Origin of the sequence: Bacillus sp. FSL M7-1345 (assembly GCF_038006985.1) — a bacterium.
GTDB classification, from domain to species: Bacteria; Bacillota; Bacilli; order Bacillales; family Bacillaceae_G; genus Bacillus_A; species Bacillus_A cereus_U.
In genome coordinates, this window is the sequence record NZ_JBBOWG010000001.1 from 323545 (window position 1) to 338189 (window position 14645).

Here is a 14645-nt window from a genome sequence, read left to right on the forward strand (position 1 = left end):
TTACGATGAAAAAAATAGCGTTAGCGGTATTAAGTCTTAGCCTACTTGTAAGTGGGTGTAGTATGGGTTCCAATAAAGATGAAAAAGCAGTTGAGAAATCAGGGAAAGCGAAAGAACAAGCAGTTGTCCCGAAATACTCCATTTCGGATGAATATTATAAGACAACGGTTCCATTTGATCCAGGTAAGGCACGTGGTTTAGTTGTACAAGGTTTAAATAGTCGTCTAGATATAGATGAATTTGAAACAGGACTAATGCGCATTGCCAAAGAATCATTTAGTACGAAAGATTATTTCTTTAGAGGCGGAAAGGTTCTAGATGCTCAAACTATACAAATGCTTGTAAAAAGAAAGCGTACAGATGCTGAACAAAAAGAGCTAGAGGATAAGTTGAAAAAAGATGCAGTTAAATTTCCGAATATCGGACTGAATCCAGCCTTAAGTGAAGGTTCGGAGTCACTAGAAGTGAAAAATAAAAAAAATCCAATGTATATCTCAAATATTTTAGAGCATGATTACTACGTACAAAAAGGTGGGAACGATGTTGAACCTGATGGCATTGTAATTGGATTAGCGATGAATTCTATTCAATATTATGAGGAAGAGCATGGGTATCCACGTGAAGCTGCAATCCCAGATGAAAAAATGTTAGCTGAAGGGAAAAGAATGGCACAAGAAATCTTGAAAGTCATGCATCAAAAAGACGCTGCGACAAAAAATGTTCCGATAACATTTGCAATTTATCGTCAAGGTCCAAAGTCTTCACTTGTGCCAGGGAATTTTGTTTCTTATGCTAAGGTAGAAAAAGGTAGTGAAACGGTTGAGGATTGGAAACCAATCAATGAGAAATATTATTTGTTCCCGTCTGAACAAGCAAAAGCGGATAATAAACGTGAAGACCTTGCAAGGGTGTCAAACTTTAAAGCGAAGTTAAGTGAGTATTTCCAAGGTGATTATACAGCTGTTATCGGTACTGGAATGTATAGAGATGATGAATTAAAAGAAATGAAGCTCGATATTCCTGTCCAATTCAATGGAAAAGCTGAAGTAATTGGATTTACACAATATGTAGCTGGACTTGTTATGGAATACTTCCCGAATTATATGAAAGTACAAGTAACGATTAAATCTGTAGAGCGGCCAGAAGCTATTATTATACGTGAAGCGAAGCAAGATGAACCGTTTGTGAAAATTTTAGATTAAAAGATGAGAGCTGTTCCGTAAAGGAACAGCTTTTTTTCTTGAAAAATTTTGTTATAATTTTAAAGGTTACAAATAAAGGGGTAAGGGGCAAAGTCATGGAAGAACTAAGCTTTCAAATCATTATTTTATTAATTGCATTCGGGTTTTTAGCTGCTTTTATTGATTCGGTTGTTGGAGGGGGAGGGTTAATTTCGCTTCCTGCACTTATGTTTGTTGGTTTATCACCAGCTTCGGCAATCGCAACGAATAAATTGGCAGCAACGATGGGGACGCTTACGAGTACAATTTATTTTATTCGATCAGGCAAGGTGGATTTTCGGATTGTAGGAAAGTTAATCCCGTTAACTATTATTGGAGCAGTCGCAGGTGCTTTAGTAGTAAAGTTTATTCCGCCTGATATTTTGCGTCCACTAGTACTCGTAATGTTGATTTTTATTGCTATTTTTATTATTGCAAAAAAAGATTGGGGAAGTGCATCTACCTATAAAAAGATGACAAAAGGAAAAACATTAATATTTTTCTTAGTTATTTTAATGATAGGGTTTTATGATGGTTTTTTTGGACCGGGGACAGGATCCTTTTTAATTTTTGCATTTTTATTAATTGGTTTGGATTTTATTCAAGCGGCAGCATCTGGAAAACTTTTGAACTTCGTTAGTAATATCGTATCTTTAATTACTTTTTTATTTTTAGATGTGATTCATTTTGAATACGGTATTATTATGGGGTTATCAATGATTTTAGGTGCTTATTTTGGATCGAAGTTTGCGGTTCAAAAAGGTGTTGGATATGTAAGGACTTTATTTTTATTAGTTACTATTTTATTAATCGGGAAAAATGTTTTGGAATATACTCATATTTTGTAGATTCATACGTATGTATGAATCTCTTTTTTTTATTATATTTTAAAAATTTATTAATTTTTAAAATATAAGTCTAGGAATATTTGAATAAATCTAAATTATCGTGTAGAATAATGTTGTAAAATGTAAACGTTTTTCTAAGGGGAGGCTAAAAAGATGGTAGTAGCATACAAACATGAGCCATTTACAGATTTTTCAGTAGAGGCTAACAAATTAGCGTTTGAAGAGGGTTTAAAGAAAGTAGAATCTTATCTTGGACAAGACTATCCATTAATTATCGGGGGAGAAAAAATCACTACAGAAGACAAAATTGTTTCTGTAAACCCTGCAAATAAAGAGGAACTTGTTGGTCGCGTTTCAAAAGCAAGCCGTGAATTAGCTGAAAAAGCAATGCAAGTAGCGGATGCAACATTCCAAACTTGGAGAAAGTCAAAACCAGAAATGCGTGCAGACATTTTATTCCGTGCTGCAGCAATCGTTCGTCGTAGAAAACATGAGTTCTCTGCTATTCTTGTAAAAGAAGCAGGTAAACCATGGAATGAGGCAGATGCTGATACAGCAGAAGCAATCGACTTTATGGAATATTATGCTCGTCAAATGTTGAAATTAAAAGACGGTATGCCAGTAGAAAGCCGTCCAATTGAATATAATCGTTTCTCTTACATTCCATTAGGAGTAGGTGTTATCATTTCTCCTTGGAACTTCCCATTCGCAATTATGGCAGGTATGACAACAGCTGCTTTAGTTTCTGGTAACACAGTATTACTAAAACCAGCTAGTACAACTCCTGTAGTAGCAGCGAAATTTATGGAAGTATTAGAAGAAGCTGGTTTACCAGCTGGCGTAGTAAACTTCGTTCCAGGTAATGGTTCTGAAGTTGGTGACTACTTAGTAGATCACCCTCGTACACGTTTCGTTAGCTTCACTGGATCTCGCGATGTAGGTATTCGTATTTACGAACGTGCAGCAAAAGTAAATCCAGGACAAATTTGGTTAAAACGTGTTATCGCTGAAATGGGCGGTAAAGATACAATCGTTGTTGATAAAGAGGCAGATCTTGAATTAGCAGCTAAATCTATCGTTGCATCAGCATTCGGATTCTCAGGACAAAAATGTTCTGCATGTTCTCGCGCAGTAATCCATGAAGATGTATACGATCATGTATTAAATCGTGCTGTTGAATTAACAAAAGAATTAACAGTAGGTAACCCAGATGCAAAAGATATCAACATGGGACCTGTTAATGACCAAGCTGCATTCGATAAAGTAATGAGCTATGTTGCAATTGGTAAAGAAGAAGGTAAAATCGTATCAGGTGGCGAAGGAGACGATTCTAAAGGCTGGTTCATCCAACCAACAATCGTTGCTGACGTTGCAGAAGATGCTCGTTTAATGAAAGAAGAAATCTTCGGACCAGTAGTAGCATTCTGTAAAGCAAAAGACTTTGATCATGCACTTGCAATTGCAAACAATACAGAATACGGTTTAACAGGAGCAGTTGTTACTAACAACCGTGACCATATTGAAAAAGCACGCGAAGACTTCCACGTTGGTAACTTATACTTCAACCGTGGATGTACTGGTGCAATCGTAGGTTACCAACCATTCGGTGGCTTTAACATGTCTGGTACAGACTCTAAAGCTGGTGGCCCTGACTACTTAGCACTTCACATGCAAGCAAAAACTACTTCTGAAACTTTATAAGAAATAGTAGAAGAGATCTTCACATACTGTGAAGATCTCTTCTTTTTGAGAAAATCTTTATAATAGAAGCTAGTTAATTTGAATCGAGAAATAATTACTAAATATTACTATTTATTCTTTGGAACTAGCTAAACCCTATTAATATCGGGATAAACATGAAAATAGAAACAAAACAACGAGAAAAATTGACTTATTAGTCATATTTTTTAGTATTCATTTTGAGGATTTCCTGTATAATACAATTTGAAAGAAAATCTATGGTTTGACAAGAGAACACTCCTTTCGGTTTTGCTCACTGAAAGGAGTGTTTTTTTTTAGGCCGCTAAAAACTCTTCTGTACTCATTATATTAGCGTATACTCCATTTAAACTCGCCAAAATTGTATTATGAATATAAACAGCTGGTATAGTAGCATTCTTAAATGAAAGATCTTTTGTAGCACAAGCATCGTGTATCACGGTACAGTGAAGGCCAAAATCAAAAGCAGCCCTTACCGTAGCATCAATACACATATGGGTCATCATCCCGCAGATTACGACGTGCTCAATTCCTGAACGTTGTAATCGTTCTAGAAGATCAGTTTCTCGGAAGCTATTTGGATAATGTTTAAGGATAACGGATTCCTCTCTAAGTGGACGGACATTTTCGTGAATATGGACACCTTCTGTATTGGGTAGGAAAAAAGTAGCGCTATCTTTTATAGCTACATGTTGGATATGAAAAATAGGTTCGTTTCTAATTCTAAAATGTTGTAGTAGCTGATCAGCATATTCACTTGCTTCTACTGGATTACGTAATTCCATCTTGCCATTTGGAAAATAATCATTTTGAATATCGACGAGCAAAAGAGCTGTTTTCATATATTTATCTTCCTCCGAATTCATATTGAAATACTGTTATTCAATTAGTAGAGAAGATTCTCCTCTTTAAAAGTATGAGTGAGGAGGATTTTACATAACTATAAAAATTACTATTGTATTGTGATTTTTTATTTGAAAATTTTAATAGAGGAATAATTATTTTTTCTGAAAAATGTATTGACTCTTATTATTCTGAGTTCTATAATGAGAATTAATTAAATGACAATTAAATCGATACACTCTTATCCAGAGAGGTGGAGGGACTGGCCCTACGATACCTCAGCAACGGGTTTTTTAATACCGTGCTAATTCCAGCAAGCTTAAAGTAGGCTTGGAAGATGAGAAGATGTGAACGAGTACATAAAAGTGCTCTCCTTCTTATCTTTTACAAGTGATAAGAAGGAGAGCACTTTTTATTTTACCTCGAAAGCTCTACTTCAAGTTTTACAGCATATAGGAGGGAAGAAAATGATTTCTTTTAATAATGTAAGTAAAGTATATGAATCAGGTGGACAATCTGTTCATGCGGTTGAGGATGTAACGCTGTCAGTTGAAAAGGGCGAAATTTTTGGCATTATCGGATTTAGTGGTGCTGGAAAGAGTACGTTATTACGCTTAGTAAATATGTTAGAAAGACCAACTGCAGGAACAATTTCAATAGATGATAAAGAAATTACATCATTATCGGCGAAAGAATTACGGAAACTAAGACAAGGGATTGGAATGATTTTCCAAAGTTTTAATCTATTTAATTCAAGAACAGTGTTTGGGAACATTGCTTATCCATTAAGGCTAGCGAAATTGCCGAAGAATGAGATCAAAGAAAGAGTGAATGAACTACTAAAATTTGTTGGTTTAGAAGATAAAGCGAACTATTATCCAGAACAGTTATCAGGTGGGCAAAAGCAACGTGTTGGGATTGCAAGAGCGCTTGCGACATCACCAGATATTCTCATATGTGATGAGGCAACATCGGCTTTAGATCCGGAAACAACAACAGAAATTTTAAATTTATTAAAGAAAGTAAATAGAGAGTACAATTTAACGATTCTACTTATTACACATGAAATGCACGTTGTGAAAGAAATTTGTCACCGTGTAGCTGTTATGGAAAAAGGAAAAGTAATTGAAGAAGGAAAACTGTTTGATGTTTTCACACAACCAAAAACAAAGACAACTCAAAATTTTGTACGCTCTGTTATTAATGATCACTTACCAGAAAGTGTTCTAGCGAAAATTCAAAACGGAGGTCAGATTTATCGCCTGACTTTTACTGGGGAAGAGACAGGGCAGCCTGTACTATCATATATTGCGAAAAACTATAACGTCGATGTAAATGTTCTTTACGGAAATATTATTGAACTCCAAAATGTGCTATTTGGAAATCTTCTTGTAGAGCTACAAGGTGAACAGAAGGAAATTCAAAAAGCATTACAACATCTAAGACTGCAAGTGCAGCTGAAGGAGGTAGAAGCTCATGCGAGTTGATTGGAGTATATTTTGGCCTCGCATATTAGATGCGACAGGGGATACCCTCTTAATGGTAATTGTAACCCTTATATTCGCTACAATTCTTGGTATACCTCTAGGTTTACTTTTATACGTAACGAGGAAAGGAAACTTTTTAGAAAATAAATGGGTCTTTTCTATTCTTAATATCGTAATTAATACAATTCGTCCGGTTCCATTCATTATCTTTTTAGTAGCTCTAAGTCCGATAACAAGAAGTGTTATCGGAACGACGATTGGAACGGCAGCAGCAATCTTCCCAATGACGTTAGTTGCATCAATTGGTATTGCTAGAATGGTTGAAACAAATCTTGTTTCTGTTCCGAAAGGGGTAATTGAAGCAGCACAAGCAATGGGCGCTTCACCACTTAGAATTGTTTTTGAAATCCTCGTGCCAGAAGCTTTAGCACCATTAATCTTAGGTGTCACGTTTATGACAGTTGGTTTAATTGAATTTTCTGCAGTTGCTGGGCTTGTCGGTGGTGGCGGTCTTGGTGACTTAGCAATGACATATGGTTATCAACGCTTTGATACGTCAGTTATGTTCGTAACGGTCGTTTTACTTATTATTCTTGTACAGGTAGCTCAAAATTTAGGAAACTACTTTGCGAAAGTCTTTTTACGCAGATCATAAAAAGGAAGAGGGGAAAAGAAAATGAAAAAAATTTTAGCATTTGCATTATCAGCGATTGTAGGAATTACAGCCTTAAGCGGCTGCTCAGGTGGAGACACAGGTGCAGGAGCGAAAGAGAAAGTAGTTCGCGTAGGTGTAACTGGAACAGATGGAGACGCTTGGGAAATCTTAAAGAAAAAAGCTGAAAAAGAAGGGATCAAAATTAAACTGGTTGAGTTCTCTGATTACACAACGCCCAACAAAGCGTTAGCTGATGGAGATATTGAACTAAACTCATTCCAGCACATTGCTTTCTTAGAGCAATTTAAAAAGGAGCATAAGTTAGATATTACAGCTGTTGGTACAACGCAAATTGCACCGATGGGCTTATACTCTGAAAAATATAAGAAAGCAAATGAAATCCCAGATGGTTCAGAAATTGCTATTCCAAATGATCCAACGAACCAAGCGCGTGCATTAAAACTTCTTGATGCAGCTGGATTATTAAAGCTTAAGAAAGATTTCGGTCTATTTGGAGATCCAAGCGGCATTGCTGAAAATCCGAAGAAGCTAAAGATTACACCGGTTATCGCACAGCAAACACCTCGTGTGTTAAAAGATGTAGCGGCTTCAGCTATTAATAACGGTGTTGCTGGTCAAGCTGGATTAGATCCAGCAAAGGATCCTATTTTCTTAGAAGATCCAAAGAATGAAAATGCAAAGGCCTATATTAATATTTTCGCAGCTCGTACGAAAGACAAAGATGATCCAACACTGAAAAAAGTAATTGAATTATACCATTCAAAAGAAGTAACAGATGCAGTTAAGAAAGAAACAAATGGTGGTTCAATTTCAGTAGATCTTTCACTTGATGAGCTTGAAAAAATCGTAAAATAATTATTGGGTTTAATGACTAACAGTAGGAACCCCTCCGCTGTTAGCTCGTTCAACATATAATCTACTTAACAAACAAAACCCTAATTCTGTACCTTCCAATTTTGTATAACATAGAATCCAATGTTTGTTAAGTAGAGTGATGGACCAGGAGTTTTCCTGGTCTTTTTTTATTTAAAACAGTTAGCTAATAATAAGGTAATCCAAATTATGATTGGGTAAGAGAGTAAACTGAAAATGAGTGTAATTGCTAAATTCCTTTTATTGATTAAGCATTTTTCTGATGAAAAGAAGAAAATGGAAAACAGAACAATGGAAGCTGCTGATATTACACCTGGATTATAAGAACGATAAATGAAATACAAGATAATATGCTGAACGGCGTTAAAAAAGATACAGCCCTGTATAAAAATGATCCAGTAAATAGAAGATATGATGATTAATTGATATAGAAAGACTATGATTAAGACAAAGGTTGTTAATATGGAAATTGCAATGAAAAATTGTTGGCTAGTTATAAGATGAATTGAAAATTGATTAGCAAGATATTGTGGCATCTGGAAAGCTTCTTCAAGGTTATGAATGAAAAATAAAAAGGGGGTTAGCCAGATTGTACGAGTAGTAACATGTCTTGCAGAAGATGTTTTAATCAATTTACATCAGCTCCAATAAAGGGATAGAAAGCCTATAAGAAAAGGCTTTCTACAAGGGTATAGTTATTCAATTATGATGCTTTTTAAATTACTCTCAGGTTGCGGTTGTTCTTCCGCATAAGAGGAGAGCTCCTCTTGTAAAATATTTAGTGCTTGCTTAGCTGATTGCTGAATCGGATTCGGTAACTCTTCTAATATACGCATACCGACTTTTATTTTTGTACGAATTACCTTTCTTAGTAGTTCATCATGCATGTACTACACCTCCAAACCGAATGTTTAGTACATCATCTTCAAACTTAGCTCCTTGAATAGAAAGGTGCGTTAATGTTTTTGGCAATGTGATATTTCGCTTCGCAGAACCAGCTCGAATAATAAGCTCATCACCTTTTTGATTTAATGAAAGTTCATTTTTGTTTGAGAAGGGAATGGAGAGAACGAAAATATACTCATCGCCATCTTTTTTTACATATTGTGTGCGCCCGTTAAATTTCACTTCCGTAGGAGAAGAGTCAGATTTAAATAAAGCGTCTCCTACACGTTCTAACATAGACAAACCAACAACTTCTTGTTCAAACATCGGAGCTTCGTAAATAGGAAGTGGCTGAAAACTATCTTGAATTAATGTTTTATATTTCTTTTGTGTATCTTTCCATGCCTGAAAATAAGGATCGGTGACAGTGTTAGGGATAATGCGGTTAATCATAATGGCATCAACGTTATAATCGTATAAGTTTAAATACGTAAAGCTGCGCTGAGCTTCTTTAATGACCATTTTTTCAGGATTTACAACAACGCGAATGCTGGTTACCTCTCGGTTTGATAAAATATCTCTCATTTCTCCAAGCTGTTCAAGTGTATTTGTTAATTCGTCCATAATATCATCGGTTGGAAGGGGGACACCAAGGAGTGGTTGAGCTACAGGACGAACGACTTTTAAAATTTTTCTTTTAATAGGAAAGAGTTTTTCCATCCACCAGCCGAGCATGTCTGGAAAGCTGAGCATTGCTAAAGTTTCTCCAGTCGGTGCGCAATCAATAATGATGACGTCGTAAGTGTTGTGTTTATAGTAATCGAGTACTCGAAGTAAGCTAATTAAATCTTCCATACCAGGGAACATCGTTAATTCTTCTGTTGTAATATCATCGGCTGCTTTGGAAGTGAAGAGTAGTGTAATATATTTCTGCAATTTCCCCCAGCCTTTTTCCATTTCATAAATCGTATTAATCTCTTGTGCCCATAAGTTTTCGCGAATTTCTAATGGTTCAGAAGATAGCTTTATACCAAATGAATCTCCTAAACTATGAGCAGGATCTGTGCTCATTACTAATGTTTTTAATCCTTGTTTTGCACTTTGAAGTGCTGTTGCTGCTGAAATGCTAGTTTTTCCTACGCCGCCTTTACCTGTATACAAAATAATTCTCATCATTTTATCCCCTTTGTTTCGAATGTCGAATATTACGAGTATCGAAGTAAATGATTGAATAAAAACCCAGTTAGGGCTTTATTCAATCGGAATGTTTTTCATTTTAGGTGTAGAAACCTTTTCTTCTGTTTTTTGCTGTGACGTAGCAATGTGATTCATGATTTTTTGGAAGATTTGTAGTAAGAATGCTTTTTCTTCTTCTGACAATGCTTCCGTCACTAGGCTAAAGTAATGGGCCGCATTTTGTTTTACTTCTTGAACGAGCATTACGCCGTTTTCTGTTAAACGAATTAATACAATACGTCGATCGCTTTCATCACGGTAGCGTTCAATATATCCCTTTTTTACAAGGCGATTTACAACGCCTGTCGTTGTACTCATCGGTATATCAAGAAGGTCAGCAATTTTTGTCATTGTAATATCTGTATTTCGCTCCATCCAAAGTAAACAAAATACTTCTGTCTTGGAAAGTGTTAAATCAAGGCTTACCCATTCTTCAGGATAGAAAAGTTTCTTGGCGTTATCTAGCAGTAAGTCTAAAAAATGTTCATATTGCAACAATTATTTCCACTCCCGTATATTTCGAGGTTCGTAATATTTGTTTTTATTTTATGTGGAATTGAAATAAATGTCAATGTTTTTGATTGTTTTTTCAGATTAGAAAGAAAATTATCTTCAAAATAGCAATTTTTTGTGATAGATTAATAAATAGAAAAAAGAAAATTTACATAAAAATCCATTGTGATAAATATATTTATCTATAATGGGTGTACAGCTAACGAGGGGGAGAACGATGAGAAGACGAAATACGCAAGCGTTCACGTTTTTAGCATGGACTTCATTTGTTTGTGCGCTGTCAGGAATGCTAATTGGGATTTACACGTTAGATGAAACGCTTAGTGTAAAAGGGTACTATTTAATAGGAACATTATTTTTAACGATGTCTTGTTTTGTATTACAAAAAACAATTCGTGATAATGAGGAAGATAATGAAAGATTTCCGAAAAATAAATCGTTAGATAAAGAGTAAATTGTAAAGAAAGGCACTTGCCTTTCTTTTTTTATGTAAAAATGCCGTAAGTACCGTGTGTTGACTTGCTTGAAGTACTGGAAATTTGGTATCATCAATAGTATTGTAGATTGAACGATATATTATGGAGGTGGCCTAGCCGTGTCAAGAATTTCCGTTGAGAATGTAAAGCACGTAGCACATTTAGCACGTCTTGCAATTACTGATCAAGAAGCAGAAAAATTTCAAAAACAACTAGATGCAATTGTTACATTTGCAGAACAGTTAAATGAATTAGATACAACTGATGTAAAACCAACAACTCATGTATTAACTATGAAAAATGTTATGCGTGAAGATGTGCCAGAAAAAGGTTTACCAGTAGAAGAAGTATTAAAAAATGCACCGGATCACAAAGATAATCAAATCCGTGTTCCAGCAGTATTAGAATAGAGGAGGGAATTTCGATGTCATTATTTGATCATTCTGTATCAGAGTTACATAAGAAGTTAAACAACAAAGAAATTTCCGTTACGGATTTAGTAGAAGAATCTTACAAACGTATTTTGGATGTTGAAGATAACGTAAAAGCTTTTCTTACATTAGATGAAGAAAATGCACGCGCGAAAGCGAAAGAATTAGATGCAAAGATTGGTGCTGAGGATAATGGTTTATTATTCGGTATGCCAATCGGTGTAAAAGATAACATTGTAACTAACGGTCTTCGTACAACTTGTGCGAGCAAAATGTTAGCAAACTTCGATCCAATTTACGATGCGACAGTTGTACAAAAGCTAAAAGCTGCTGATACAGTTACAATCGGTAAATTAAATATGGACGAGTTCGCAATGGGTTCTTCAAATGAAAACTCAGGCTTCTACGCTACAAAAAATCCATGGAACTTAGATTACGTTCCAGGCGGATCTAGTGGTGGTTCTGCAGCAGCAGTAGCAGCAGGAGAAGTATTATTCTCTCTAGGTTCTGATACGGGTGGTTCTATCCGTCAGCCAGCTGCATATTGCGGCGTTGTAGGTTTAAAACCAACTTACGGACGCGTATCTCGTTACGGATTAGTAGCATTCGCATCTTCACTTGACCAAATCGGACCGATTACACGTACAGTAGAAGACAATGCATACTTATTACAAGCTATTTCAGGTATTGACCGTATGGATGCAACTTCTGCAAATGTTGAAGTAGGAAACTACTTAGCTGGTTTAACAGGCGATGTTAAAGGTTTACGTATTGCTGTACCGAAAGAATACTTAGGCGAAGGTGTTGGCGAAGAAGCTCGTGAGTCAGTACTAGCTGCTTTAAAAGTGTTAGAAGGTATGGGCGCAACTTGGGAGGAAGTATCTCTTCCGCACTCTAAATACGCTCTAGCAACGTATTACTTATTATCTTCTTCTGAAGCATCTGCTAACCTTTCACGCTTTGATGGCGTACGTTACGGTGTTCGTTCTGATAATGTAAATAATTTATTAGATCTTTACAAAAACACACGTAGCGAAGGTTTCGGTGATGAAGTAAAACGTCGTATTATGCTTGGTACATTTGCTCTTAGCTCTGGTTACTATGATGCATATTACAAAAAAGCACAACAAGTACGTACATTAATTAAAAATGACTTTGAAAATGTATTTGCTAACTACGATGTTATTATTGGACCAACAACGCCAACTCCAGCATTTAAAGTGGGCGAAAAAGTGGACGATCCAATGACAATGTATGCAAATGACATTTTAACAATTCCAGTAAACTTAGCGGGTGTTCCAGCGATTTCTGTTCCATGTGGATTCGGTGCTAACAACATGCCACTTGGTTTACAAATCATTGGTAAACACTTCGATGAAGCGACAATTTACCGCGTTGCACATGCGTTTGAGCAAGCAACAGACTATCATACAAAAAAAGCAAGTCTGTAAGGAGGCGAGCATAGATGAATTTAGAAACAATTATTGGTTTAGAGGTTCACGTTGAGTTAAAAACAAATTCGAAAATTTTCTCTGCGAGTCCAACAGAATTCGGAGCGGAGCCAAATACACAAACAAGTGTAATTGACTTAGGATACCCAGGGGTACTTCCTACTTTAAATAAGGAAGCAGTTAACTTTGCAATGAAAGCTGCAATGGCATTAAACTGTGAAATCGCAACGGAAACGAAGTTCGACCGTAAAAACTATTTCTACCCAGATAATCCGAAAGCTTACCAAATCTCTCAATTTGATAAGCCAATTGGTGAAAATGGTTGGATTGAAATCGAAGTAGACGGTAAAAAGAAACGTATCGGTATTACACGTCTTCATTTAGAAGAAGATGCTGGTAAATCAACGCATACAGCTGAAGGTTCATTAGTAGACTACAACCGTCAAGGTATGCCTTTAATCGAGATCGTATCTGAGCCAGATATGCGTACTCCAGAAGAAGCATATGCGTACTTAGAGAAGTTAAAATCAATCATTCAATATACAGGTGTATCTGATTGTAAGATGGAAGAAGGTTCTCTTCGTTGTGATGCGAATATTTCACTTCGTCCAGTTGGACAAGAGAAGTTCGGTACAAAAGCAGAACTGAAAAACTTAAACTCTTTCACTTACGTGCAAAAAGGTCTTGAGCATGAGCAAGTGCGCCAAGAGAAAGAATTATTATCTGGCGGTATCATCCAACAAGAAACACGTCGTTATGATGAAGCAACGAAGAAAACAATCTTAATGCGTATAAAAGAAGGATCTGACGATTACCGTTACTTCCCAGAGCCAGACTTAGTTGAGCTTTACATCGACGATGAGTGGAAAGAAGAAATTCGTGCTTCTATTCCAGAACTTCCAGATGTACGTAAAGCTCGCTATGTTGAAGAAATTGGCTTACCGGTTTATGATGCACACGTATTGACATTAACGAAAGAGATGTCTGATTTCTTTGAAGCAACAATTGTAGATGGTGCTGATGCGAAATTAACATCAAACTGGTTAATGGGTGAAGTACTTGCATACTTAAACAAACAACAAAAAGAATTAAAAGACGTTGCGTTAACGCCTGCTGGTTTATCTAAAATGGTTCAATTAATTGAAAAAGGTACAATTTCTTCTAAAATCGCGAAGAAAGTATTTAACGAATTAATTGAAAAAGGTGGAGACCCAGAAGAAATCGTTAAAGCAAAAGGTCTTGTTCAAATTTCTGACGAAGGAACACTTCGTAAGGTTGTAACAGAAATTCTTGATAATAATGAGCAATCTATTGAAGACTTTAAAAACGGTAAAGACCGTGCAATTGGCTTCTTAGTTGGTCAAATTATGAAAGCTACAAAAGGACAAGCAAATCCACCGCTTGTTAATAAAATCTTACTTGAAGAGATTAATAAGCGCTAAAATAGTATAGATTCTTAAAGATTAAACAGAAAAAACACCCGTATTTGGGTGTTTTTTCTGAGTTAATCAAACGTTTGTTTAGATGGTGAAAAATAATTTAAACAAACGTTTGATTAACTGTCAAAAGTGAAAAAATGTTTCTATAGCAACTATGGTATGATAGTTGCAAAAAGGTGGGAATAATGATAAATCTAGACATAGAGGTTTTTTTTCATCTCATGAAATAATAGATAATTATTATTCATTATATGTAAATTGATGTGAGAGAATGGATAGACATAAAGTGAAACTTTAATCAGTGGTGGTTTTGTTCCTCCCCCACTGATTATTAGCCTTCACCAATCGGGCATTTACGGGCAGCCCGACTCCAACCTAACTTCTTTGCCCCAGCCGAATTTTGAGGTGGGAGTTTTACTGCCCGCAAATAGCGGGATAAATTTCTTGGTTAAATAAAACAAAACTATCAGGAGTGAACAGTTACTTTTGATGGGCTACACGAATCGGGTTCTTACTGCCTGTTTGAGCGGAATTAAAGAAGGATAGGA

Annotated in this window: 15 protein-coding genes and 1 riboswitch; of the genes, 10 read left to right on the forward strand and 5 right to left on the reverse strand. The window is 36.0% G+C overall.

What is annotated here, in order from left to right; all coding sequences use genetic code 11:
* Positions 1-5: 5 nt before the first annotated feature.
* From MHB76_RS01755 to pruA, 3 genes are all read left to right on the forward strand, one after another.
* Entirely contained in the window at positions 6-1202 is a 1197-nt protein-coding gene (locus MHB76_RS01755; RefSeq protein ID WP_002159491.1) for a CamS family sex pheromone protein, read from the forward strand.
* A gap of 95 nt (positions 1203-1297) precedes the next feature.
* On the forward strand, positions 1298-2068 hold the full coding sequence (locus MHB76_RS01760; protein ID WP_078173557.1) for a TSUP family transporter: 771 nt from the start codon (positions 1298-1300) through the stop codon (positions 2066-2068).
* Between the two features lie 153 nt (positions 2069-2221).
* Positions 2222-3769, forward strand: a complete 1548-nt coding sequence (pruA, locus tag MHB76_RS01765; RefSeq protein ID WP_002159489.1) for an L-glutamate gamma-semialdehyde dehydrogenase — start codon at positions 2222-2224, stop codon at positions 3767-3769.
* A gap of 314 nt (positions 3770-4083) precedes the next feature.
* Here the strand turns inward: pruA and MHB76_RS01770 are convergent, their stop codons facing one another.
* Positions 4084-4629: a cysteine hydrolase family protein gene (locus tag MHB76_RS01770; RefSeq protein ID WP_078173567.1), complete on the reverse strand. Its 546-nt coding sequence runs from the start codon at positions 4627-4629 to the stop codon at positions 4084-4086.
* Positions 4630-4868: 239 nt separating this feature from the next.
* Positions 4869-4974, forward strand: a riboswitch (SAM riboswitch).
* A gap of 123 nt (positions 4975-5097) precedes the next feature.
* Here MHB76_RS01770 and MHB76_RS01775 point away from each other — a divergent pair.
* The 3 genes from MHB76_RS01775 to MHB76_RS01785 are packed head-to-tail and all read left to right on the forward strand — an operon-like array spanning position 5098 to position 7648.
* Complete coding sequence (locus MHB76_RS01775) at positions 5098-6117, forward strand: methionine ABC transporter ATP-binding protein (protein ID WP_078173556.1); 1020 nt, start codon at positions 5098-5100, stop codon at positions 6115-6117.
* Positions 6107-6772, forward strand: a complete 666-nt coding sequence (locus MHB76_RS01780) for a methionine ABC transporter permease (RefSeq protein WP_002159487.1) — start codon at positions 6107-6109, stop codon at positions 6770-6772. Before MHB76_RS01775 ends, MHB76_RS01780 begins: the two co-directional genes overlap by 11 nt.
* A 21-nt stretch (positions 6773-6793) precedes the next feature.
* Positions 6794-7648, forward strand: a complete 855-nt coding sequence (locus MHB76_RS01785; protein WP_078173554.1) for a MetQ/NlpA family ABC transporter substrate-binding protein — start codon at positions 6794-6796, stop codon at positions 7646-7648.
* A gap of 167 nt (positions 7649-7815) precedes the next feature.
* Here the strand turns inward: MHB76_RS01785 and MHB76_RS01790 are convergent, their stop codons facing one another.
* From MHB76_RS01790 to MHB76_RS01805, 4 genes are all read right to left on the reverse strand, one after another.
* On the reverse strand, positions 7816-8298 hold the full coding sequence (locus MHB76_RS01790) for an HXXEE domain-containing protein (protein ID WP_078173553.1): 483 nt from the start codon (positions 8296-8298) through the stop codon (positions 7816-7818).
* Between the two features lie 63 nt (positions 8299-8361).
* A complete protein-coding gene (locus tag MHB76_RS01795; RefSeq protein ID WP_078173552.1) occupies positions 8362-8553 on the reverse strand; it encodes a DUF3926 domain-containing protein in 192 nt (63 codons plus the stop codon).
* Positions 8546-9727, reverse strand: coding sequence for an ArsA family ATPase (locus MHB76_RS01800; RefSeq protein ID WP_002159484.1), 1182 nt, complete (start codon positions 9725-9727; stop codon positions 8546-8548). Before MHB76_RS01800 ends, MHB76_RS01795 begins: the two co-directional genes overlap by 8 nt.
* Before the next feature lie 75 nt (positions 9728-9802).
* Positions 9803-10285, reverse strand: coding sequence for a MarR family winged helix-turn-helix transcriptional regulator (locus tag MHB76_RS01805; protein WP_002113502.1), 483 nt, complete (start codon positions 10283-10285; stop codon positions 9803-9805).
* 232 nt (positions 10286-10517) lie between these two features.
* Here MHB76_RS01805 and MHB76_RS01810 point away from each other — a divergent pair, with 232 nt between their 5' ends.
* The 4 genes from MHB76_RS01810 to gatB all read left to right on the forward strand — a co-directional run bounded on the left by MHB76_RS01810 (position 10518) and on the right by gatB (position 14100).
* A complete protein-coding gene (locus MHB76_RS01810; RefSeq protein ID WP_002029490.1) occupies positions 10518-10754 on the forward strand; it encodes a YiaA/YiaB family inner membrane protein in 237 nt (78 codons plus the stop codon).
* A gap of 141 nt (positions 10755-10895) precedes the next feature.
* On the forward strand, positions 10896-11186 hold the full coding sequence (gene gatC, locus MHB76_RS01815; protein ID WP_000086999.1) for an Asp-tRNA(Asn)/Glu-tRNA(Gln) amidotransferase subunit GatC: 291 nt from the start codon (positions 10896-10898) through the stop codon (positions 11184-11186).
* 14 nt (positions 11187-11200) lie between these two features.
* Complete coding sequence (gene gatA / locus MHB76_RS01820) at positions 11201-12658, forward strand: Asp-tRNA(Asn)/Glu-tRNA(Gln) amidotransferase subunit GatA (protein ID WP_078173551.1); 1458 nt, start codon at positions 11201-11203, stop codon at positions 12656-12658.
* Between the two features lie 14 nt (positions 12659-12672).
* On the forward strand, positions 12673-14100 hold the full coding sequence (gene gatB, locus MHB76_RS01825; protein WP_002113506.1) for an Asp-tRNA(Asn)/Glu-tRNA(Gln) amidotransferase subunit GatB: 1428 nt from the start codon (positions 12673-12675) through the stop codon (positions 14098-14100).
* The last annotated feature ends 545 nt before the right edge of the window (positions 14101-14645 follow it).

What these genes read in the sequence shown, in the direction of transcription:
- MHB76_RS01780 (WP_002159487.1), top strand. Translation starts at nt 6,107, where the DNA reads ATGCGAGTTGATTGGAGTATATTTTGGCCTCGCATATTAGATGCGACA.
- MHB76_RS01795 (WP_078173552.1), bottom strand. Translation starts at nt 8,553, where the DNA reads ATGCATGATGAACTACTAAGAAAGGTAATTCGTACAAAAATAAAAGTC.
- MHB76_RS01755 (WP_002159491.1), top strand. Translation starts at nt 6, where the DNA reads ATGAAAAAAATAGCGTTAGCGGTATTAAGTCTTAGCCTACTTGTAAGT.
- MHB76_RS01785 (WP_078173554.1), top strand. Translation starts at nt 6,794, where the DNA reads ATGAAAAAAATTTTAGCATTTGCATTATCAGCGATTGTAGGAATTACA.
- MHB76_RS01800 (WP_002159484.1), bottom strand. Translation starts at nt 9,727, where the DNA reads ATGATGAGAATTATTTTGTATACAGGTAAAGGCGGCGTAGGAAAAACT.
- gatA (WP_078173551.1), top strand. Translation starts at nt 11,201, where the DNA reads ATGTCATTATTTGATCATTCTGTATCAGAGTTACATAAGAAGTTAAAC.
- gatB (WP_002113506.1), top strand. Translation starts at nt 12,673, where the DNA reads ATGAATTTAGAAACAATTATTGGTTTAGAGGTTCACGTTGAGTTAAAA.
- MHB76_RS01770 (WP_078173567.1), bottom strand. Translation starts at nt 4,629, where the DNA reads ATGAAAACAGCTCTTTTGCTCGTCGATATTCAAAATGATTATTTTCCA.
- MHB76_RS01810 (WP_002029490.1), top strand. Translation starts at nt 10,518, where the DNA reads ATGAGAAGACGAAATACGCAAGCGTTCACGTTTTTAGCATGGACTTCA.
- MHB76_RS01760 (WP_078173557.1), top strand. Translation starts at nt 1,298, where the DNA reads ATGGAAGAACTAAGCTTTCAAATCATTATTTTATTAATTGCATTCGGG.
- pruA (WP_002159489.1), top strand. Translation starts at nt 2,222, where the DNA reads ATGGTAGTAGCATACAAACATGAGCCATTTACAGATTTTTCAGTAGAG.
- MHB76_RS01775 (WP_078173556.1), top strand. Translation starts at nt 5,098, where the DNA reads ATGATTTCTTTTAATAATGTAAGTAAAGTATATGAATCAGGTGGACAA.